Consider the following 20566-nt stretch of genomic DNA (forward strand, 5'->3'; position numbering starts at 1 on the left):
TCGGGCCGGATCGTGGAAAAAAACGTGTGAAAAAAAAGCGGCACGGATAGGGTCGAAGACGCCCTGTATGTCCAAAAACCGGCCTACCCCCACCCACCCCGGCACGCCTCATGGCCGCAGCCCCAGCGTGCGCAAGGCAGCGGTGTCGCCCTCGTGGTCGTCGGGCGTGGCCTCGACGGCGGCGGACGCCTGAGCCACGTCGAGGTCGTCCGTCTCCCTGTACCCCTGTCCCCACTGTCCCGTTGTCCCATGTTGTTCCACACGTGACAGGGGGGGTGAATCAATAGGCCCTTTCGTTGGGACACTAGGGATAGTGGGGACAGGGGTATACAGGCCCCGTCCCACCTTGGCGAGGCGTCCCGACTGGGCCAGTCGAGCGAGGTAGCGTCGGGCAGGCCGAGCGCGGCCTCGACGTCCTTCGGGGCGACCGGTGAACCGTGCGCCATGACGAAGGCGACGATCTCGGCAGAGCGGTCACCCAGGTCTCGTGTGACCCGTTCCCGCTCGTAGCGTTGCGCCGCCTCGACGAGGGTCGCGCCGTCGAGCGCCCATGATCCGGAGTCGCACGTGACGGCGTACTCACCTTCGGGCACGTCGCGTCCGGTGATGCGGACCACTCCGGATGTCTCTCCTCGAGGTCGGTGCAGGTTAAGGGTCCAGTCCGCGGCGCCGTTCAGGCCGTTGGTCCCTGAGGTGCTGTCCATCCAGTCGCCCTCGGTGGCGGCCTTGCGGATGTGGTGAATCACCATGAGGCAGGCGCCGGGGTGGACGTCGACGAGCTTCTTGAGGTACGCCCCGACCCGGTAGTCCCGTTGGTAGGTAGTCTCGCCGGCCAGGGTCGGCGGCATGACCCGACCGAGGGTGTCGAGGATGACGAGGGGACCACGGCCGCCGTGGATCTCGAGCCACTCGCGGATGATGTCGAGCAGCCCCCGGGCGTGGCCTCGGTGACGTAGTCGAGCAGCGCCGGGATTGGCGTCTGCTCGCCGAGGAGCGACCTGCAGCGGCCCTGTAGGCGACGGTCACCGTCCTCGAGCGCGAGGAGCAATACCGGGCGCGCCGGGCCGACGGGGATGGCGTCAAGGGCTGTGGCCCCGGAGGCGACGGCGAGGCCGATACCGAGAGCGGCCCAGCTCTTGCCGGCCTTGGGTGCGCCGGTCAAGAGCCCGAACCCTTCCGGGATGAGACCGGGCACGGCCCAGTCGAGTGGGGCGAAGTGCTGCCCGTCGAGCCATGACCCGGAGCGGACGCGGTCGAGGATGCTCACGTCAGCGGCCCTCGCATCCTGACGACGTAGCCGGCGAGCTCGGCCAGGGCGATGAGGTCGCCGATCCGCTCGGTCCGAACCGTCCAGCCGCGCAGTCTCGGGGTCCACTGGGCTGGGATGCGGTTGTCCTGCAGGAAGTCCAGGATCGGCCCGCGCAGGAGGCTGTACCGCAGGTTGTCAGGCAGCCCGTAGACGAGCAGCGGCGCGGTCATCGCGCACCACCCGTGGCTCGGCGCTGACGGTCTGCGTAGGGGTCGATCGAGGCCATGGCGCGCACGACCCTGACCGCGTTGTCGTGGAGGCGCTGGGCGGCCTCGTCGCACGCCTCCCAACCGTGACGATGTCCCTGCAGGTAGCCGTCGTGACGGCCGGCCATGTAGGCGTCGACCTCGGCCCGGGAGATCCCCAGCAGGTCGTACGGGTGGCTCAGCGGCGTCGTGAGCACGACGTGGGCCGGCTGCCCGTCCACGACCGCGGGGAGGACACGGCGCGATGAGGGGGTGTGTCCGGAGTCGACCGTGAGAGACTTGGGATCGCTCGCCGCAATGAGCTCTGGATCGCCCTCGGTTTGCCCGCCGGGGGTGATTCGCTGTCCGGGGCTCACGCGACGCCGGCCTTGCGCGCCTCCTGAACGAAAGCCTCGACATCCTCGATGGCGTAGAGAACACGTCGTCCCAGCTTGAACGACTTGGGGCCCTTGCCCACGTGGCGCCAGTACCGCACCGTTTCGAGCGGTGTTCTCAGCGTCAGGGCGACTTCCTCGGTGGTCAGGTAGCGAGACATCGGCCTACATCCCTTCGATGAACCATGAGTGCGGCAAGTTGTTTAACCTGCCGTCATGGTCAACACTCACCCAAAGTCACCGGTAGTAGGTATTGAAACTTACCGTCTCACGTGCTCTACTTGCCCTATGCGGATCGAACACGGGAACGGCGGATGGGTTCGGGTCACGTCGGCCCAGCAGCCGGGCCCCCTGTACCTCAGGTATGCCACTGACATTCGACCCGTGTTGACCGAGATGTACCTCGATGCCGACGGGTCTGAGATCGCGCCCGCCTTTCTCCGCAGCATCGACCTCTCAGGCCTTACCGCGCTCATCGCCCGTGGGAACGGAGAGCGCATGGACTCGTCCTCGCGTAGAGCCGGCCCTGATATGTCACGCTTGGCCTCCACCTTCAGTACGACGTGGGGAAGCGGGTCGTACGCCGGCCGACACTGCGAAGCATGCGGAGGTCCGGTCAAGGGCATCCAGGCTGCCCCGAACGGGGAGCGTGCACTGACCGACTGGACCGCGCTCGGTTGGTTCGCCCAAGTCCGTGGTTCCGGCATCCCCCAAGCCCCGCGAGGCTCAAAGCCTTCCGCCGAGCCCGAGTCTGCGGCTCCCGCACCAGTGGCACCCCCGGACGGTCTGACCGATGCCTTTCTCACGACCGTGGCGGACAACTACCTGTGGGCCGTGCGGCAACGGAGGAGACCAGCTCCGATGATCGCTCAGCAAACAAACTCCTCAGTGCGAACGGTGCACGCGTGGATCCGCAAGGCGAGGGCACGCGGCATCTTGCCGCCAGCGTCCCAAGGAAGGGTGAGCTGATGGCCAGCATCGGACCCAAGCGCGCAGATGGTCAGTACCGCGCCCGGTACCGCGACGGCGGCGGCAAGGAGCATGCCCGCCACTTCGCCCGGAAGGTCGACGCACAACGGTGGCTCGACGAGCAGACGTCCGCCCTCGTCACCGGGATGCACATCGATCCCAAGACGGCCAGGACGACGGTCGAGCAGTGGTGCCAGACGTGGCTCGAGGGCTACGCGACGAGGCGGGCGTCGACGGTCCGTCAGGCACGCGTGCACGTCGCCCTGATTGTGAAGGCGTTCGGGCCGATGCGACTGGCCGACGTCCGGCCGTCGCACGTCAAGGCGTGGACCGCGGCCATGAAGCGGGACGGCTACGCGACGAGCACGGTGTATGCCGTCTACCGGGGGCTGGCGCAGATCATGGGCGACGCCGTCCACGACGGGATCATCCCCAGGTCCCCGTGCAGTCGTCGGACCTCGCCGGGACAGGGGAGTCAGCGACCGTTCGTCATCACGACGGAGCAACTCTGGGCGCTCTATGACGCGATGCCCGCGCACCTGCGGCCGGCCATCCTGATGGGCGCGTTCGTCGGCCTCCGAACTGCGGAGGTCGTGGCCCTGCGAGTAAGCGACGTCGACTTCATGCGCGGGGTCGTGCGACCCGAGATCCAGCATCCGGCCGAGCCGCTCAAGTCGGAGACATCGAGGACGCCGGTGCCGATCCCGCAGGAGCTCTCCCTGATGCTCTCGGCTGCGGTGGCCCGCTGGGGCGGCTCGACGATCGTCACCGATGAGATCGGCCGGCCGACGTCGCCGTGGGCCCTCGAGCGGGCTATCCGGGCCGCACGCAAGACCGTCCCCGAACTACCTGACGGGTTCCGCTTCCACGACTGCCGCCACTACCTCGCCAGCTTGCTCATCGGTAGCGGGGCAGACGTCAAGGTCGTGCAGCGGCGCCTACGTCACGCCAGTGCGATGACGACGCTCAATACCTACGGCCACATGTGGCCGGACGCGGACGAGTCCGCCCGTGCGGCCGTGGCGGTCGTGCTGGCAGCGCGGACGGACTCTGTCGATCCCACGAGTTGCGGACTAACTGCGGACTAGACCGCGGTCGGTGCGACAAAAGCGCAGGTCAAACGGCATCTGACCGTCAGATGTCGTAGTACATCTCGAACTCGTGCGGGTGCGGCCGGAAGCGGATCGGGTCGACCTCGTTGGTGCGCTTCCAGTCGATCCAGGTCTCGATGAGGTCCTTGGTGAAGACGCCCCCCTCGAGGAGGTACTCGTTGTCGGCCTCGAGGGCGTCGAGGACGGCCGGGAGCGAGCCCGGGACCTGCTCGATGGCCTCGTGCTCCTCGGGCGGGAGCTCGTAGAGGTCCTTGTCGACCGGCTCCGGCGGCTCGGTGCGGTTCTTGATGCCGTCGAGGCCGGCCATCAGCTGGGCGGCGAAGCTGAGGTAGGGGTTCGCCGACGGGTCGGGGATCCGGAACTCGATGCGCTTGGCCTTGGGCGATGCCCCGGCGATCGGGATGCGGACGCAGGCCGAGCGGTTGCGGGCGGAGTAGACGAGGTTGACCGGAGCCTCGTAGCCCGGGACCAGGCGGTGGTAGGAGTTCACCGTCGGGTTCGTGAAGGCGAGCAGCGACGGCGCGTGCTTGAGCAGGCCGCCGATGTACCACCGCGCGAGGTCGGACAGGCCGCCGTAGCCGGACTCGTCGTAGAAGAGCGCCTCGCCGTCCTTCCAGAGCGACTGGTGGGTGTGCATGCCGGAGCCGTTGTCACCGAAGATCGGCTTGGGCATGAAGGTCGCGGTCTTGCCCTCGTGCCAGGCGACGTTCTTGACGACGTACTTGAACTTCATCATGTCGTCGCCGGACCCGAGCAGGGTGCTGAAGCGGTAGTTGATCTCCTGCTGCCCCGCGGTGCCGACCTCGTGGTGCGAGCGCTCCACGACCAGGCCCACGTCGTCGAGCTTGAGGCAGATCTTGTCGCGGATGTCGGCGAAGTGGTCCACCGGCGGGACAGGGAAGTACCCACCCTTGTAGCGCGTCTTGTAGCCCTGGTTGCCACCCTCCTCGACGCGGCCGGTGTTCCAGGCCGCCTCGATGGAGTCGATGTAGTAGTAGCTGGCGTTGGCCTTGGTCTCGAAGCGCACGTCGTCGAAGATGTAGAACTCCGCCTCCGCGCCGAAGTAGGCGGTGTCGGCGATGCCGGTGGACTTGAGGTAGGCCTCGGCCTTCATCGCGACGTTGCGCGGGTCGCGGCTGTAGGGCTCGTCGGTGAAGGGGTCGACGATGGAGAAGTTGATGATCAGCGTCTTCTCGACCCGGAAGGGGTCGAGGAAGGCCGACTTGATGTCGGGGATGAGCTTCATGTCCGACTCGTGGATCGCCTGGAACCCGCGGATCGACGAGCCGTCGAACGCCTGTCCCTCGGTGAAGAAGTCGATGGTGACCGACTTGGCGGGCACGTTGAAGTGCTGCATCACGCCGGGCAGGTCACAGAACCGGATGTCGACGAACTTCACGTCCTCGTCCTTGATGTAGGCGAGAACCTCTTCAGGCTTGCTGAACATCCAACCTCCTGGTGTGGGGACGGCCGACCCGATGATCGGGGGCGTCGGCCGTGCGTGCGTGATCGGGTGAGACACTAGCGACGAGGCATTACCCGTCAGTGACCCGGGTGTTTCTACCGTGTTTCCGGAGGAAGGGCACCACCGTGGTCGACCGCAAGGACATCTCCTCGTGGCTCGAGGGCCCACGGGCCCAGACGGCCGATCCCGACGTCGACCACCCGGGCCGACGACTGGGTATGCCGCGCAGCGGCCCCGGTTCGATCGCGCGCTTCGGCCGTCGGCTGGTGGCGATCCTCGTGGACTGGGTGATGGTCAACCTGGTCGCGACCCTCCTGCTCGGGTTCACCTTCGCCAGCGGCGGCAGCGGTGGCAGCTGGAAGCCGCTGGCCGTCCTCGCGGTCGAGAACCTCATCCTGCTGACGACCATCGGCTCGACGTTCGGGCACCGCCTCGTCGGACTGCGGCTGCAGCGACTCGACGGCGCTCGCCCGACCGTGCTCCAGGTCGTCGTGCGCACGGTCCTGCTCTGCCTCGCGGTGCCGGCGATCATCTGGGACCGTGACGGCCGGGGGCTGCACGACAAGGCCGCAGGCACGGTCCTCGTCCGCACCTCGTGAGCGACCTCCGACGCACCGACGTCGTGCTCGTCACCAACTCCGACCCCCAGCTGCACGACCCCGAGTCGCCCGTCCTCGCCGGGGCGCTCGAGGCCGCAGGGATCACCACGGAGATCGTGGCCTGGGACGCCGGGGTGGACTGGACGGCATACCGGCTCGCGCTGCTCCGCTCCACCTGGGACTACCCCGGACGACTCGTCGAGTTCCTCGACTGGGCCAAGGCGGTGAACCATCCCACGACCCTGCTCAACCCCGTCGACCTGCTGCGCTGGAACTCGCACAAGGGCTACCTCGTGGAGATCGAGCGGCGGGGGGTGCCGACGGTGCCGACGGTCCTCATCCCGGCCGAGTCGACCGACGTCGTCGCCCAGCTCGCCGAGTGCCCGTGGGACGAGGTCGTCGTCAAGCCGGCCGTCGGCTGTGGTGGTCGTCGGGTCCACCGCGGCCGCCCCGATGACCCCGCGCTCCAGCAGACGGCACGTGCCCTCGCCGAGCACGGCGACGTCGTCGTCCAGGCGTTCGCCCCGCAGGTCAGCCAGGGGGAGCGGTCGCTCGTCTTCTTCGACGGGGTCTACTCCCACGCGGTCCGCAAGGTGCCGGCCGAGGGTGACTACCTCTGCCACGAGCACCACGGTGGTTCCGCACACTTCCACGACGCCGACTCCGCCGAGCTCCGGGTGGCCCTCGCCGCGCTGGCCTGCGTGCCGGCCGAGCCGGCATACGCGAGAGTCGATCTCATCAACTGGCAGGATGCACCCGTGGTGATCGAGCTCGAGCTCATCGAGCCCGATCTCTTCCTCCGGGGTGACCCCGATCGGATCGACCGGCTGGTGGGCGTCGTGGCCTCGCGGCTGCGCGCAACCGCAGGCGCGGTGGGAGCGGCGGAGACGCGGTAGGACCGGCACAGCCACGGCAGCCAGGGTGAAAATATGTCCTGCGTTCCGGCGTGGCGACTGGACATTTCGGAAATAAGCCTGATCACCCTCTGTTGCCGGTGGGGTGCGTGTGAAATCGTGCGTTGCGTGAGACCGACTGCTGACGCCCCTCCGCCCCGCCGTTCCCCCGGTCGACGCCTCCTCGCCGGCACTCTCGGCGGCACCCTCGCGGCGAGCCTGTTGACCGCCCTCCTGACGACCGTGCTGACCTCCGCCTCCGTGACGGTCGGTGCGTCGACCGCCCACGCTGCGGAGGTCTACCCGCGCGGTGCGAGCGGGACGGTCACCATCAGCGGGCGAGGGTTCGGGCACGGTCACGGGATGTCGCAGTGGGGGGCCTACGGGGCCGCGTCGCAGGGGATCGGGTGGCAGCAGATCGTCGACCACTACTACCCCGGGACGGTGCGCACGCCGATCGGCAACCCGACCGTCCGGGTCGACGTCAGCGGTGACCTCGGTCAGATGGCGTTCAGCCCGGCGGCTGGCCAGTGGGCCAGCTTCGGCACGTCCGGGACCGCGGTGGCCCCCATGCCGGTCGTGGGCGTGACCGGCAGCCCGATCGTCGTCTTCGTCGTGCAACGGCTCGACTCGGCGAACGCGCGGGTGCTCTACCAGACCCGGGACGGCGCCTGGACGCAGTGGGGCCCGGCCGCCACCCAGGTCGGCATCACGAACCGCTCCACCGGCACCGTCACCGCGTGGGGCACCACCTCGGGCCGGTTCGGCTCGATCCGTGGAGAGTTCCGCGGCGTGATGGTGTCCGGCGCGCTCGCCCCCGTCGCGGTCGTGCCGATGGACGAGTACCTGCGCGGCGTCGTGCCCCACGAGTCGCCGGCCTCCTGGCCGGCCAACGCGCTCGCGGCACAGGCCGTCGCGGCCCGCTCCTACGCGGCATACGCGCTCGCGCACCCCCGCTCGTCGGCCTTCGACATCTGCGACAGCACCTCCTGCCAAGTCTACCAGGCGCGCAGCTTCGTTGCCTCGACCGATGCCGCGATCACGGCCACCGCGGGCGTCGCTCTGCGCTACCAGGGACAACCGGTCTTCGCCGAGTTCGGCGCCTCCACGGGCGGCTGGAACAGCGCGGGCTCGCAGCCCTATCTTCCCGCGCAGCCGGACCCCTGGGACAACACCCCGGCCAACCCGAGCTCCTCGTGGACGGTGACGGTGAGCGCCGCGACGATGCAGGCGAACTGGCCCTCGATCGGCACCTACCAGGGCATCCAGATCCTGGCGCGCGACGGGGCCGGCATGTGGGGGGGCCGCGTCGTCACGGCCCTCGTCTACGGCAGCGCCGGATCCGTCTCCGTCTCCGGGGGCTCCCTCGAGGCCCAGCTCGGCCTGAGGTCCACCTACCTCACCATCGTGCCCGACCGTCCGGACCTCTACGCGCCGGTCCTCTCGGGCACGGCGAGCGGCCGGGTCGAGCTCCGCGGCGCGACGGGCGCCTCGGCGTATGCCGCACCCTCACCGACCGCCGTCACCGGCATCGCGGGGGCGAACCCCGCGCAGTGGCGGTTCGTCGCCGGGCACTCCCTCGGTGGTGCCCGGTCGGACCTCGTGGGCGTCCACACCAGCGGGACCGCGTCGGGACGGACCGAGATCACCGTGTCGTCGAGCGCGTCGGGCTACACCTCGAGCCGGGTCTTCGTGACGCCGCTGCCCGCCTTCACGCCGGACTCCGCGTGGCAGGTCTCCGCCGGCAAGAGCCCCGGCGACGTGTGCTTCATCCTGCTCGTGGGCGGCGCCTCGCACTCGGTGGAGGTGCACTGCCTCGCGGCCAGCAGCGGCTACACGACCTGGGCGCTGCACGCCGCCACGGTCATTGTGACGGGCGTCCCGAGCGCCACCTCCCGGTTCCTCGTCGCTCCGGGGACCGGTGACCTCTACTGGGTGATGCACGGAGGCGTGACGGGGTCGGGCCGACCGGAGCTGCACGGTCTCTCGGCGGCCAGCGGGTTCCGCTCGTGGGTGATGCACGCGGCGCTGCCCCTGGCCTTCGGGTCCGACACGACCGCGATGTATGCGTTGTCACCGACCGGTGGAGCACCGGACCTGACCTGGGTCATCCTGAGCGGCGGCGGCAGCGGCCGCGTCGAGGTGCACACCCTCTCGGCGGCGTCGGCATACGGACAGTTCTCGCTGCACGCCGCAACCGGCCTGGCCATGTCGACCTACCCGGACATGCAGCCCAGCTTCGGCTGAGGCGTGGACGCCCGGACGCCCGGACGCCCGGGCGCCCGGACGCCGGGAGGGAGGTACCGGGCGACGACGGGTTCCGGCGGCCTGCCCTTTATCGGGTGACCCGATAAAGGGACGGTGCGCCCGAGAACCGTTCCCCGGTCGAGCGCCCCCTTGTCCAAAGCCGCATATCGGATGACCCGACAAGGGGACGGTGCACTCGAGAACCGTCCTCACGCGAAGCGTCCCTTAGTCGGGTGACCCGATAAAGGGACGGCGGGACGGGGCGGGGCGAGGCGGCGACGCGGGGGCGCGGCCGGACGAAACGCTGAGCGGTCCGGACGACCGTCAGCGGCCGCGCATGGCCTTGCGGTCCATCCGTGCCTTGGTCGGGTCGACGCCTTTGGGCACCGGCGGGCGCACGCCGCCGAGCGCCCGCAGTCGCTTGTTGACCACAGACACCTCGTCCTTGGTGAGCACGGGCTTGAGCCGCTGGACCTTGTTGGTGAGCTTGGTGATCGAGATCTCGCCCTCGCTCTTGCCGTCGCCGACGCGCAGCACCGTGACGGGGACGCCGGGCGCGACCCGCTCGACCCGCTTGCGCTCGGCGAGAAGCAGCCGCTGGCACCGGGCGGTGGGCCCTTCCCCGACGAGGACGATGCCCGGGCGCCCGACGGCGCGGTAGACGAGGGCCGCGTTGGCCATGTCGGTGGCCCGGGTGGCGTCGGCGGCGACCGGCTCGCGGTCGAAGAACCAGCCGCGACGCAACGAGGTGAGGGCCGCGCCGGCGGCGCCCGGCTGCCCCTCGATCTGCTTGTACGCCGCCCGCTCGGCGCGGCGGCTCAGCACGAGCGTCGCGGCGAGGATGCCGAGGAGCACACCGAGGACGAGGGCATACGTGAGGTGGCCCACGAGCACACCGACGACCGCGGCGACGACCAGGACGCCGACGAAGGCCAGCGCCATCCACCAGCCGATCTGGGGGTCCACGGCCCGCGCGGCGTTGAAGACCTGCTTGACCTGCGCCACCCGCCCGGGCTTGTCCGACTTCGCGGGCTTGTCCGACTTCGCGGGCCTGCCGGGCTTGCTGGTGCTGTCCTTCGGGGTGACGTCCTTGGCCATGAGGCTCAGGATACGGCGGCGGAGGCGCGGGCGACGACCGACGCCGCTTCCTGCCGGGCGGGGGAGTCGGCCTTGGCGGCCAGGTGCTGCAGGTGCTCGGGGATGGGCCGGTCCCAGCGGCGCATCGCGGTGGCCCAGAGCCGACCGGCTCGGTAGGACGAGCGGACGAGCGGCCCGGCCATGACGCCCTTGAAGCCGACGTCCTCGGCCAGCTCGGACCACCGCACGAACTCCTCCGGCTTCACCCAGCGGTCGACCGGGTGGTGCCGCGGCGAGGGTCGGAGGTACTGGGTGATCGTGAGGATGTCGGTGCCGGCCTCGTGCAGGTCGTGGACGGCCTGCTCGATCTCGTGGTCCTCCTCGCCCATGCCGAGGATGAGGTTGGACTTCGTCACCAGCCCGGCGTCGCGACCCATCGTGATGACGTCGAGGGAGCGCTCGTAACGGAAGGCGGGACGGATCCGCTTGAAGATCCGCGGCACGGTCTCGACGTTGTGCGCCCACACCTCGGGGCGGGCGCCGATGACCTCGCCGACCAGCTCGGGCACGCCGTTGAAGTCGGGCACGAGGATCTCGACGCCAGTGCCGGGGTTGTGGGCGTGGACCTGGCGGATGGTCTCGGCGTAGAGCCAGGCCCCGCCGTCGGGCAGGTCGTCGCGAGCGACACCGGTGATCGTGGAGTAGCGCAGGCCCATCTGCGCCACCGACTCGGCGACGCGGCGCGGCTCGTCACGGTCGAGGTCGGAGGGGCGGCCGGTGTCGATCTGGCAGAAGTCGCAACGACGGGTGCACTGTTCGCCGCCGATGAGGAACGTCGCCTCCTTGTCCTCCCAGCACTCGAAGATGTTGGGACAGGCGGCTTCCTGGCAAACGGTGTGCAGGCCCTCGCGCTTCACCATCGAGTGGAGGGCGGTGTATTCCGGCCCCATCTTCGCGGTCGTGCGGATCCACGACGGCTTGCGCTCGATCGGGGTCTCCGCGTTGCGGGCCTCGACGCGCAGCATCTTGCGGCCTTCGGGGGCGATGGTCACGGGGTCAGGCCTCCACGGTGGTTCGCACGGGACGGGGAAACGGCATACGGGTCGAGGATGTTCCCGAGGTGCACCTCGACGCGCGGCAGGACGTCGGCGACGCTCACGTCGCGGCCGACCTCGCGGGAGATCGAGGTGACGCCCGCGTCGGCGATTCCGCAGGGGACGATGACGTCGGCCCAGCTCAGGTCGGGGTCGCAGTTGAGGGCGAAGCCGTGCATGGTGACCTGCCGGCTGACCCGGATGCCGATCGCGCCCACCTTGCGGTCGGGGCCGCGGTCGTCCGCGAGCACCCAGGCGCCGCTGTCGCCTTCGCGCCGACCAGCGGTGACCCCGAAGTCGGCGCAGACTCGGATCATCACCTCCTCGAGCCGCCGCACGTGCGCGACGACGTCGATGGGAGCAGGGAGGCGGACGATGGGATAGGCCACCAGCTGGCCGGGTCCGTGCCAGGTGATCTTCCCCCCGCGATCCACGTCGATGACGGGCGTGCCGTCCTGCGGGCGCTCCTGCGGCTGGGTGCGCTTGCCTGCGGTGTAGACCGCCGCGTGCTCGAGCAGCAGGGTCGTGTCGGGCTGCTCGCCGGCGACGACCCGGGCGTGCACCTCGCGCTGGAGGTCCCACCCCTGCTGGTAGTCGACCGGCTCGGGAGCCCAGCCGACGTGGACGAACTGCATGCGGGCAAGGCTACGCCGGACCCTCCCGTATGCCGTGCTCGCCCCGGTGCGCCGCGGCGGGGCCCGCGGCCGGTGGGTGGGGGAGAACATGGCGTTACGCCATGATCTGTCCATGCCGTCCGACCCGCCACCGTCCGACCTGCAGCTGTCCGACCTACCACCGTCCGAGCCGCAGCTACCCCACCCACCACGCTCCGGCCGGCACCGGTCCACTCCTCCCGGCTCGACGGCGCGTCCGCTCGTGCGATGGGTCGCGCTCGTGGCGGTCTTGGCCTGGTTCGGCATCGCCTCCGTCGGAGGGCCCCTCGTCGGGCGGCTCTCCGAGGTCCAGCAGAACGACAGCTCGGGGTTCCTGCCGAAGTCCGCGGAGTCGACGCGCGTGGCGAACTTCACCGCCCGGCTGAGCGACACCACGACATTGCCCTACCTCGTGGTCATCGCCCGCAACACCGGCGGCCTGCGCGCCGCCGACACGGGCGCGGTCGCGACGTGGGTGGGCGGCATACCGGCGCTGGCGCTGCCGTCCGACCGGACGCGGACGGTGGGGGAGTTCCTGTCGGTCGCCCCGCGGGCCGCCGTGCCCAGCGCCGACCGGGCCGCGTTCCTGGTGCCCGTGACGGTCGTGCGCGACCGGGCCTCGGACGTGGTCGGCGGCAAGACCGTGCTGTTCGAGGTCGCCCAGGCGTTGCGCGACAGTGCCGCGACCACGCTCGGGACCAGCGGCCTGGAGGTGCACGTGACCGGTCCCGGGGGGTTCTTCGCCGACTTCGTGACCGCCTTCGGTGGCATCGACGGCATCCTGCTGCTCGTCGCCCTCGGCGTCGTCTTCGTCATCCTCCTGATCGTCTACAAGAGCCCGATCCTGCCCTTCGCCGTCCTCATCACCGCGGTCTTCGGCCTCGCGACCGCCGCCCTGGTCATCTTCCCGCTCGCCAAGAACGGCAACCTCCCGCTCAGCGGTCAGAGCCAGGGGATCCTGTCGATCCTCGTCGTCGGGGCCGCGACCGACTACTCCCTACTGCTCGTCGCGCGCTACCGGGAGGAGCTCCACGACAGCGAATCACCATGGGAGGCCATGAAGTCGGCCTGGCGCGCGGCGATCGAGCCGATCGGCGCGAGTGCCGCGACCGTCATCATCGGCCTGCTCTGCCTGCGCCTCTCCGACCTCGGCAGCACCAAGGGGCTGGGCCCGGTCGGCGCCCTCGGGATCGCGGGTGCCTTCGTCGCGAGCCTCACCTTCCTACCGGCGGTGCTGCTGCTCATCGGGCGTCGGGTGTTCTGGCCGAGGATCCCCCGCGTGGACCACGCACACGCGGAGGACGCCCTGGGCCGCCACGGGCTGTGGGGCCGTGTCGCCGGGCTCGTGGGGTCGCACCCCCGCCGGACGTGGGTCGTCACCTTCCTCGCCCTTGCGGCCTGCGCCGCGTTCGTGCCGACCCTGTCAGCCAAGGGGGTGACCCAGTCCGACCTGTTCCTCACGACCGTCGACTCCGTGACGGGTCAGCGGGCTCTCGCCCAGCACTTCCCGGCCGGCTCGGGGTCGCCGGTGGTGATCCTTACGCCGCAGGCCAAGGCCCAGGAGGTGGTCGATCTCGTCAAGACGGTCCCCGGGGTCGCCGACCCCGTCGTCGGGGAGACGCCGGGCCGGCCCCCGACCGTGGTCGACGGCTTCGTGGAGGTGCAGGCGACCCTCGTCGCGGCGGCCGACAGCGTCGCGGCGCAGGGGACCATCGAGACCCTGCGGTCGCGACTCGACGGGGTCGGCACCGAGGTCCTCGTGGGAGGGACCACCGCCAGCAACCTCGACGTGCGCGACGCCAGCGAGCGCGACCTGAGGGTCATCATCCCGACCATCCTCGGGGTGATCTTCGTCGTGCTGGCGCTGCTCCTGCGCTCACTCGTCGCGCCGGTCCTGCTCGTCCTCGCCAACGTGCTGTCGTTCGCAGCGACGATCGGGGTCTCCGCCCTCGTCTTCAACCACGTGTTCCACTTCCCGGGCTCCGACCCCTCGACCCCGCTCTACGGGTTCGTCTTCCTCGTCGCCCTCGGCATCGACTACTCGATCTTCCTGATGACCCGGGTCCGGGAGGAAGCGCCGCGACGGGGCACCCGCCCCGGCATCCTCGTCGGGCTGGCCGTGACCGGCGGGGTGATCACCAGCGCGGGCGTCGTTCTCGCCGCGACGTTCTCGGCGCTGGCCGTGCTCCCCATCCTCTTCCTCGTCCAGATCGCCTTCATCGTCGCCTTCGGCGTCCTGCTCGACACCCTCGTCGTGCGCAGCCTGCTGGTCCCGGCGCTCGCGCACGACATCGGCGGGCGGATCTGGTGGCCGTCGCAGCTGGGTCGTGAGCAGGACCAGACCTCGGACGCCCCAGCAGCCCCAGTAGGTTGACGGGATGACACGCGTGGGTCTCGTCGGTTACGGAAGCGCGGGTCGCACGTTCCACGCACCGCTGATCACGGCGGCGGGCCTCGACCTCGTGGCCGTCACGACGGCGAGTCCCGAGCGCGTCGCCCAGGTGCGCTCGGACCACCCCTCTGCCCTCGTCGTCCCCGACCTCGCGGCGCTGCTCGAGGTCCCCGACCTGGACCTCGTCGTGGTCGCGTCGCCCACGGGTGTCCACGTCGAGCAGGCCCGTCAGGTCGCCGAGGCCGGGCGGGCGGCCGTGGTCGACAAGCCGCTGGCGGTCGATGCCTCCGGCGCCCTCGAGGTGTGCGACGTCTTCGCCCACGAGGGCGCGGCCCTCACGGTCTTCCAGAACCGGCGCTACGACAGGGAGTTCCGCACGGTGCAGGCGGTCCTCGCGTCCGGGGACCTCGGGCCGATCGTGCGCGCCGAGCTGCGGTGGGAGCGCTGGCGTCCCGTGCCCAAGGACCGTTGGCGCGAGAACGCGACGGCCGAGCAGGGCGGCGGCCTCCTCCTGGATCTCTTCAGTCACCTCGTCGATCAGGCGGTTCTCCTCTTCGGCCCGGTCACCACGGTCTATGCCGAGCTGGCCGCCCACACGACAACCGCGGAGGACACGGCGTTCCTCAGCTGTCGGCACACCTCCGGTGTCATCTCCCACCTCGGGGCCACGACGGTGGCCGCCGCGCCGGGACCGCGGGTGCGCCTCCTGGGTGAGCGCGCGGCCTACGTGCTCGCCGCCCAGCACGACGAGGAGACGGCCTTCACCGAGTTCCTCCCGCAGGACGGCGGGCACGCCGGGTGGCTGGTCCGCGGCGACACCCGCGAGCAGGTCCCCGTGCAGCCCGGGGAGCCGGCGGACTTCTACCGTGAGGTGGCCGTGGCCCTGGCCAGCACGGACCCGCAGGCCGCCATGCCCGTCGACCCGCGCGACGCCATCCACGTCCTCGCGGTCCTCGACGCGGCCCGGGTCAGCGCAGCGGCGGGGCGTGTCGTGGAGGTCATCACGCCGGGAGTCGTCCCGTGAGTGGACTACTGAAGTGAGTGGAGTAGTCAAGTGAGTGGAGTGGTCAAGTGAGCGGAGTGGTGATCACCGGCGGCGCCGGGTTCATCGGCGACGCGGTGGTCCGGCGCCTCCTCGCCGACGGTCGCGATGTCGTGGTCGCCGACTCGCTGCGTGCCGACGTCCATCGCGACGGTGGGGCCGCCGCGCGAGATCGACTGTCACTGCTGGGAGTTCGCCTCGTCGAGCTCGACGTGCGCGACCGGGCGGCGCTGAACGGCGTCCTCTACGGAGCGGACGCCGTCGTGCACCTCGCGGCCAAGGTCGGGCTGGGGGTCGACCTCGCGGACATGGACGACTACGTCTCGAGCAACGACCTCGGCACGGCGGTCGTCCTGCGCGCCTGCGCCGACGCCGGTGTCGGGGTCGTCGTGCAGGCCAGCTCGATGGTCGTCTACGGCGAGGGTCGTTACGAGTGCGCGAACCACGGTGTCGTCCCCCCGGGTCCGCGGCTCGTCGCCGACCTCGACGCCGGTCGCTTCGAGCCTCCCTGCCCGGTCTGCGGGGCACCGCTGGCGCCAGGGCTCGTCGACGAGGACGCGCCGCTCGACCCGCGCAACACCTACGCCGCGTCCAAGGTGGCGCAGGAGCACCTGGCCGCCATCTGGGCCCGGGAGACCGGCGGTCGTGCGGTCTCGCTCCGCCTCCACAACGTCTACGGCCCGGGCATGCCCCGCGACACCCCGTATGCCGGGGTGGCGGCCATCTTCGTCTCCGCGCTCGAGCGCGGGGAGGCGCCACGGGTGTTCGAGGACGGCGGCCAGCGACGTGACTTCGTGCACGTCACCGACATCGCGTCGGCCTTCGGGACGGCGTTGGGGGCGGCGCTCGGTGACGGCGGACCGGACCCCCTCGGACCGCATACGACCTTCAACGTCGGCGCCGGTGTCGTCAGCACCGTGGGCGACATGGCCCGCGCGCTGGCTGTGGCACGCTCCGGCTCCGATCCCGTTGTCACGGGCGGCTATCGGCTGGGCGACGTCCGGCACATCACCGCGTCGAGCGAGCAGATCGCGCAGCGGCTGGGGTGGCGCGCGCGGGTCCGGCTCGAGGACGGGGTGCACGACCTGCTCTGACTGAACGGTATTCGCTCTCGGCGGACCTCGTCAGCCCTCGGCCGGCAGGACGACGTCGAACCGGCACCCGCCCGGCACGTTCTCGACGCCGATCGAGCCCTGGTGGGACTCCACGACGCCCTTCGCGATGGCCAGGCCGAGACCGGCCCCGGCGTCCTCGCTGCCGCGTTCGGGCGAAGCCCGCCAGCCGACGTCGAAGAGGCGGTGGAGGTGGTCCTCGGGGATCCCCCCGCAGGCATCCGTGACCGCGACCCGGATCCGGCCGTCGTCGCGTCGGCCGGTCGTCAGCAGCACCGCGCCACCTGCGTCGGTGTGCCGGATCGCGTTCCCCACGAGGTTGGTCAGCGCCCGAGCCAGCTCCTCGGAGCTGCCCCGGACGGGCAGCCGGTCGTCGTCGGCTGGGGTGTCGAGCCGGAGCTCGACACCCCGTTGCTGCGCGTGCGCCCGCAGCTCGCCGACGACGTCGTGGGCGAGCTCGACGAGACTGACCATGGCCCTTGGCGGCGGGTTGCTGGCCGGTCCGGCGTGCAGCCGGGAGAGCTCGAACAGGTCACCGACGAGGCCGTTCATGCGGTCGACGGTCTGCCGCATCTGGCGCAGTGCGGCCTGCTCGTCGTCGATGACGCCGTCCTCGAGGCCCTCGGCCAGGGCCCGCAGACCGGCGAGCGGGGTGCGGAGGTCGTGGGACATGAAGGCCACCAGCTCGCGCCGGCTGTCCTCGAGGGCCCGCGCGCGACGCTGGGCGAGCTCGAGGCGGTCACGGGTGAGGTCGAGCTCCGTCGAGAGTGCGGTGATCTCGGCCGGTGCACTCAGCCGCCGCGTCTCGCCGCGGGTGGCGCCCTCGGGAGTGGCCAGGTCACGCAGGGCGCTCGTCAGCTGGCGCGAGCCGCTCTCCACCCGTCGGCTCAGCACGAGGGAGAGCAGCACCCCGATGACCGTGGCACAGGCGAGCGCGACGGACACGGCCGTGGAGTCGTGGGCGGAGATGAACATCAGCTGCACGTTGAAGACGACCGACGCGGACACCGCGAGCAGCGGCACGAGGGCGGCGACGACCACCGACCACTTGAGCGAGCGGGACCGCACCAGCCGCAGGGCCACCGCGCCGAGGAACGCGGTCGCGAGACAGGTCAGGGTCGTCAGCGCGATGATCTGGGCCATGTCACCCACCGGAGACGACCGGCCCGTCGAAACGGTAGCCCGCGCCGCGCGCCGTGACGACGAGCTGCGGATCGGAGGGGTCGGCCTCGATCTTCTCGCGCAGGCGTCGGACGTGGACGGTGACGGTCGAGGTGTCGCCGAAGTCCCAGCCCCAGACGCGTCGCATCAGCTGCTCCTTCGTGAAGACCTCGGCCGGGTGCGACATGAGATGGCTCAGGAGGTCGAACTCCCTGTGCGTCAACGAGATCGGCCGGTCGCCGATGACGACGGTGCGGGCGCTGACATCCAGGAGCAGGGGACCGCTGGTGAGCCGGCGGGGGAGCAGCGGAGCCGAGCCGAGGCGCTCCCCCCGGCGTAGGAGGGCCTGCACGCGGCCGACGACCTCGCGGGGGCTGAACGGCTTCACCATGTAGTCGTCGGCGCCGAGGTCGAGGCCCAGCAGCCGGTCCTCCTCGTCCCCCCGGGCACTGAGGACGATCACCGCGGCGTGGTCGTCGTCGGCCCGCCGGCGTTGCAGGACCTCGAGACCCGACATGCCGGGCAGCATGATGTCGAGGATGACGACGTCAGGGCGCCGCTGCGTCCACTCCTGCAGGGCGCTCGGGCCGTCGGTCGCGACGATGGGGTCGAAGCCCGACCGGCGCAGGTAGGCCGACAGGACGCCGGACACCGTCGAGTCGTCCTCGACGACGAGCACGCTGGCGACCATGCGTCCGAGCCTAGAGCCAACGGCCTGCCGGACACCGCGGCCTACACCGCCGGGCGTGGGGTCGTAAGCGTTTCGTCATCGGGGGGGAGGCGCGCAGGGGTGGGTGCCGTCTAGCGTTTGGGCATGACCACCGTCGACGTCGTGCTGCCCTGCCTCGACGAGGCGCTGGCCCTGCCGTGGGTGCTCTCCCGTATGCCGTCCTGGGCGCGTCCCGTCGTCGTCGACAACGGGTCGGTCGACGGGTCCCCGGACGTGGCCAGGGACCACGGTGCGACGGTCGTCGTCGCGGCGCAACGAGGTTACGGCGCGGCCTGCCACGCCGGGCTGCTCGCCGCCACCGCCGATCTCGTCGCCTTCATGGACGCGGACGCCAGCCTCGACCCCAGCGAGCTGCCGCGCCTTCTCGAGGCCCAGCTCGCCGGCGCGGACCTCGTCGTGGGTCGGCGCCTGCCCCTCGGTCGGGGGGCCTGGCCGTGGCACCTGCGCGTGGCCAACCGCGTCGTCGCGCACCGCCTCGGGCGGCGGACCGGCCTGCGGCTGAAGGACATCGGGCCGATGCGGCTGGGTCGCACCGTCGACCTGCTGGCGCTCGGTGTCGAGGACCGCCGTTCGGGGTATCCCCTGGAGGTGCTCGTACGTGCCGCTGAGGCGGGGTGGACCGTCGCGGAGGTCGGCGTGACCTACCGTCCCCGTTCCGGACGCTCGAAGGTCACGGGTACGCCGCTCGGTGTCGTCCGTGCCGTGCGTGACATGAGCCGGGTGCTCGCGCAGTGAGTCAGGCTCCTCTCGTCGACTCCGGGTCGACGTCGGCGGACGGAGACACCGGGACGGCGTGGGTGCCGTCGGCCCCCGGGCTCTCCGGCGTCCACGTCCCCCACACGGTCATCGTGCTCGCGAAGTCACCGGTGTCGGGTCGCGTCAAGACCCGGCTCAGCCCGACCTTCACCCCCGCCGAGGCGGCGGCACTCGCGGCCGCCGCCATCCGCGACACCTTCGACACGGTCGGCCGGGTCGGACCCACGCAGACCGTGGTCGCGTGGGACGGCCCGGTGGTCCCGTGGATCCCGACCTCGGCTCGGGTGCTGCGGCAACGCGGCGACGGCCTCGACGAGCGGCTGGAGCACGTCTTCGCCGACGTGCTCCGACCATCCAGGGACGCGACCGGCTTCCTCGAGGACGTGCCCACGGATCGTCCGACCCTCCTCGTCGGCATGGACACCCCGCAGCTGCGTCCCGAGCACCTCACCGCGGACTGGCGCGGCGCCGACGCGGTGCTCGGCCTGTCCCCGGACGGTGGCTACTGGGCGATCGGCTTCCGGCGCCACGTGCCCGGTGCCATCCGCGGTGTCGTGATGTCGAGCGAGCAGACGGGTGCCCACCAGCTCGCCCGGCTGCGGTCCCTCGGCCTGTCCGTCACGCTGCTCCCGCCGTTGCTCGACGTCGACGACCCCGCGGACGCCAGCATCGTCGCCGGAGAGGCTCCGGACTCCCGGTTCGGGCGGCTGCACCGACGGCTCGTGTCGACGCCCTGCGCCCCGACGACCTTGTTCGACGTCGCGATGTCCGGCATCGAGGTGCGGGTCCGGGCAGCCGGTGGCGCGAACTGGTCGCTCGACGTCGGGTCGTGGCTGACCATGAGCGACGCCGACGAGCTGCTCGTCGCCCGCTGCGAGCCTCCCGTCCTCGACATCGGGTGCGGGCCGGGCCGGTTCGTCGAGGCCCTCGCCGTGCGGGGGCTCCCGGCCCTCGGCGTCGACGTGTCGCGGGCCGCCGTCGCGTCGACCTCGGGGCGTGGCGTGTGGGCGTTGCTGCGCGACGTCCACGATCCCCTCCCGGGCGAGGGCCGTTGGGGGACGGTGCTGCTCGCCGACGGCAACATCGGGATCGGCGGCGACCCGCTGGCCCTGCTCCGGCGCTGTCGCGAGCTCGTGCGCCCCGGGGCCATGGCCCTCGTCGAGACGGCGTCCGACGACGACGCGGACGGCTGCACGACGATCTCGCTCCACGAACCGCACGGCCGGATGTCGACCCCGATGCCGTGGGCGGTCGTCGGGGCCCGCCGACTCATCCAGCTCGCCGCCGAGGTCGGTTTCGTCGCCGTCGAGGACTGGCGGGTCGGCGACCGCTGCTTCGTCGCCCTGCGCCACGCCGGCTGACGCCCCCCACCCCA

General features: G+C 71.0%; 19 protein-coding genes. 9 read left to right on the forward strand and 10 right to left on the reverse strand.

Annotated elements, in window-relative coordinates:
- Positions 1 to 742: 742 nt before the first annotated feature.
- The 4 genes from Q0R63_RS24675 to Q0R63_RS18115 form a co-directional block, all read right to left on the reverse strand.
- Entirely contained in the window at positions 743 to 1267 is a 525-nt protein-coding gene (locus Q0R63_RS24675) for an AAA family ATPase (protein ID WP_366521169.1), read from the reverse strand.
- Entirely contained in the window at positions 1264 to 1479 is a 216-nt protein-coding gene (locus Q0R63_RS18105; RefSeq protein WP_295700431.1) for a hypothetical protein, read from the reverse strand. The genes Q0R63_RS24675 and Q0R63_RS18105 overlap by 4 nt, the downstream gene beginning before the upstream one ends.
- Entirely contained in the window at positions 1476 to 1736 is a 261-nt protein-coding gene (locus tag Q0R63_RS18110; RefSeq protein WP_295700433.1) for a hypothetical protein, read from the reverse strand. Before Q0R63_RS18110 ends, Q0R63_RS18105 begins: the two co-directional genes overlap by 4 nt.
- Before the next feature lie 131 nt (positions 1737 to 1867).
- A complete protein-coding gene (locus Q0R63_RS18115; protein WP_295700438.1) occupies positions 1868 to 2050 on the reverse strand; it encodes a helix-turn-helix domain-containing protein in 183 nt (60 codons plus the stop codon).
- Positions 2051 to 2857: 807 nt separating this feature from the next.
- Here Q0R63_RS18115 and Q0R63_RS18120 point away from each other — a divergent pair.
- Positions 2858 to 3946 carry a site-specific integrase gene (locus Q0R63_RS18120; protein WP_295700440.1) on the forward strand — a complete coding sequence of 363 codons (1089 nt, stop codon included), beginning with the start codon at positions 2858 to 2860 and terminating at the stop codon, positions 3944 to 3946.
- A gap of 46 nt (positions 3947 to 3992) precedes the next feature.
- On the opposite strand, the gene glnA is transcribed toward Q0R63_RS18120, so the two are convergent.
- Complete coding sequence (glnA, locus tag Q0R63_RS18125) at positions 3993 to 5417, reverse strand: type I glutamate--ammonia ligase (protein ID WP_295700443.1); 1425 nt, start codon at positions 5415 to 5417, stop codon at positions 3993 to 3995.
- A 143-nt stretch (positions 5418 to 5560) separates the two neighbouring features.
- Here glnA and Q0R63_RS18130 point away from each other — a divergent pair, with 143 nt between their 5' ends.
- The 3 genes from Q0R63_RS18130 (at position 5561) to Q0R63_RS18140 (ending at position 9174) form a co-directional block, all read left to right on the forward strand.
- Positions 5561 to 6034 (forward strand): RDD family protein, encoded by a 474-nt coding sequence (locus tag Q0R63_RS18130; protein WP_295700445.1) that lies wholly within the window; start codon positions 5561 to 5563, stop codon positions 6032 to 6034.
- Positions 6031 to 6930: a hypothetical protein gene (locus Q0R63_RS18135; RefSeq protein WP_295700448.1), complete on the forward strand. Its 900-nt coding sequence runs from the start codon at positions 6031 to 6033 to the stop codon at positions 6928 to 6930. Before Q0R63_RS18130 ends, Q0R63_RS18135 begins: the two co-directional genes overlap by 4 nt.
- A 126-nt stretch (positions 6931 to 7056) precedes the next feature.
- Positions 7057 to 9174, forward strand: coding sequence for a SpoIID/LytB domain-containing protein (locus Q0R63_RS18140; RefSeq protein WP_295700451.1), 2118 nt, complete (start codon positions 7057 to 7059; stop codon positions 9172 to 9174).
- 324 nt (positions 9175 to 9498) lie between these two features.
- Here the strand turns inward: Q0R63_RS18140 and Q0R63_RS18145 are convergent, their stop codons facing one another.
- Genes Q0R63_RS18145 through lipB form a run of 3 tightly spaced genes read right to left on the reverse strand, consistent with a single transcriptional unit; the run spans position 9499 to position 11980 of the window.
- On the reverse strand, positions 9499 to 10272 hold the full coding sequence (locus tag Q0R63_RS18145; RefSeq protein WP_295700454.1) for a DUF4191 domain-containing protein: 774 nt from the start codon (positions 10270 to 10272) through the stop codon (positions 9499 to 9501).
- 5 nt (positions 10273 to 10277) lie between these two features.
- Positions 10278 to 11303, reverse strand: a complete 1026-nt coding sequence (gene lipA, locus Q0R63_RS18150) for a lipoyl synthase (protein ID WP_295700457.1) — start codon at positions 11301 to 11303, stop codon at positions 10278 to 10280.
- Positions 11300 to 11980 (reverse strand): lipoyl(octanoyl) transferase LipB, encoded by a 681-nt coding sequence (lipB, locus tag Q0R63_RS18155; protein WP_295700460.1) that lies wholly within the window; start codon positions 11978 to 11980, stop codon positions 11300 to 11302. Before lipB ends, lipA begins: the two co-directional genes overlap by 4 nt.
- On the opposite strand from lipB, the gene Q0R63_RS18160 reads away from it, so the two are divergent.
- Genes Q0R63_RS18160 through Q0R63_RS18170 form a run of 3 tightly spaced genes read left to right on the forward strand, consistent with a single transcriptional unit; the run spans position 11979 to position 16526 of the window.
- Positions 11979 to 14372 (forward strand): MMPL family transporter, encoded by a 2394-nt coding sequence (locus Q0R63_RS18160; RefSeq protein ID WP_295700463.1) that lies wholly within the window; start codon positions 11979 to 11981, stop codon positions 14370 to 14372. The genes lipB and Q0R63_RS18160 overlap by 2 nt on opposite strands.
- A gap of 4 nt (positions 14373 to 14376) precedes the next feature.
- Positions 14377 to 15414: a Gfo/Idh/MocA family oxidoreductase gene (locus Q0R63_RS18165; protein ID WP_295700465.1), complete on the forward strand. Its 1038-nt coding sequence runs from the start codon at positions 14377 to 14379 to the stop codon at positions 15412 to 15414.
- Between the two features lie 47 nt (positions 15415 to 15461).
- Complete coding sequence (locus Q0R63_RS18170; protein ID WP_295700467.1) at positions 15462 to 16526, forward strand: NAD-dependent epimerase/dehydratase family protein; 1065 nt, start codon at positions 15462 to 15464, stop codon at positions 16524 to 16526.
- Positions 16527 to 16556: 30 nt separating this feature from the next.
- On the opposite strand, the gene Q0R63_RS18175 is transcribed toward Q0R63_RS18170, so the two are convergent.
- On the reverse strand, positions 16557 to 17687 hold the full coding sequence (locus Q0R63_RS18175) for a HAMP domain-containing sensor histidine kinase (protein WP_295700470.1): 1131 nt from the start codon (positions 17685 to 17687) through the stop codon (positions 16557 to 16559).
- Between the two features lies 1 nt (position 17688).
- Positions 17689 to 18396 carry a response regulator transcription factor gene (locus Q0R63_RS18180; RefSeq protein WP_295700472.1) on the reverse strand — a complete coding sequence of 236 codons (708 nt, stop codon included), beginning with the start codon at positions 18394 to 18396 and terminating at the stop codon, positions 17689 to 17691.
- 123 nt (positions 18397 to 18519) lie between these two features.
- Here Q0R63_RS18180 and Q0R63_RS18185 point away from each other — a divergent pair, with 123 nt between their 5' ends.
- Together Q0R63_RS18185 and Q0R63_RS18190 are read left to right on the forward strand one after the other, a co-directional pair.
- Positions 18520 to 19170 (forward strand): glycosyltransferase family 2 protein, encoded by a 651-nt coding sequence (locus tag Q0R63_RS18185; protein ID WP_295700474.1) that lies wholly within the window; start codon positions 18520 to 18522, stop codon positions 19168 to 19170.
- A complete protein-coding gene (locus tag Q0R63_RS18190; protein WP_295700477.1) occupies positions 19167 to 20552 on the forward strand; it encodes a DUF2064 domain-containing protein in 1386 nt (461 codons plus the stop codon). The genes Q0R63_RS18185 and Q0R63_RS18190 overlap by 4 nt, the downstream gene beginning before the upstream one ends.
- The last annotated feature ends 14 nt before the right edge of the window (positions 20553 to 20566 follow it).

The sequence above is a fragment of the Lapillicoccus sp. genome (genome assembly GCF_025353065.1).
Lineage (GTDB): Bacteria > Actinomycetota > Actinomycetes > Actinomycetales > Dermatophilaceae > Lapillicoccus.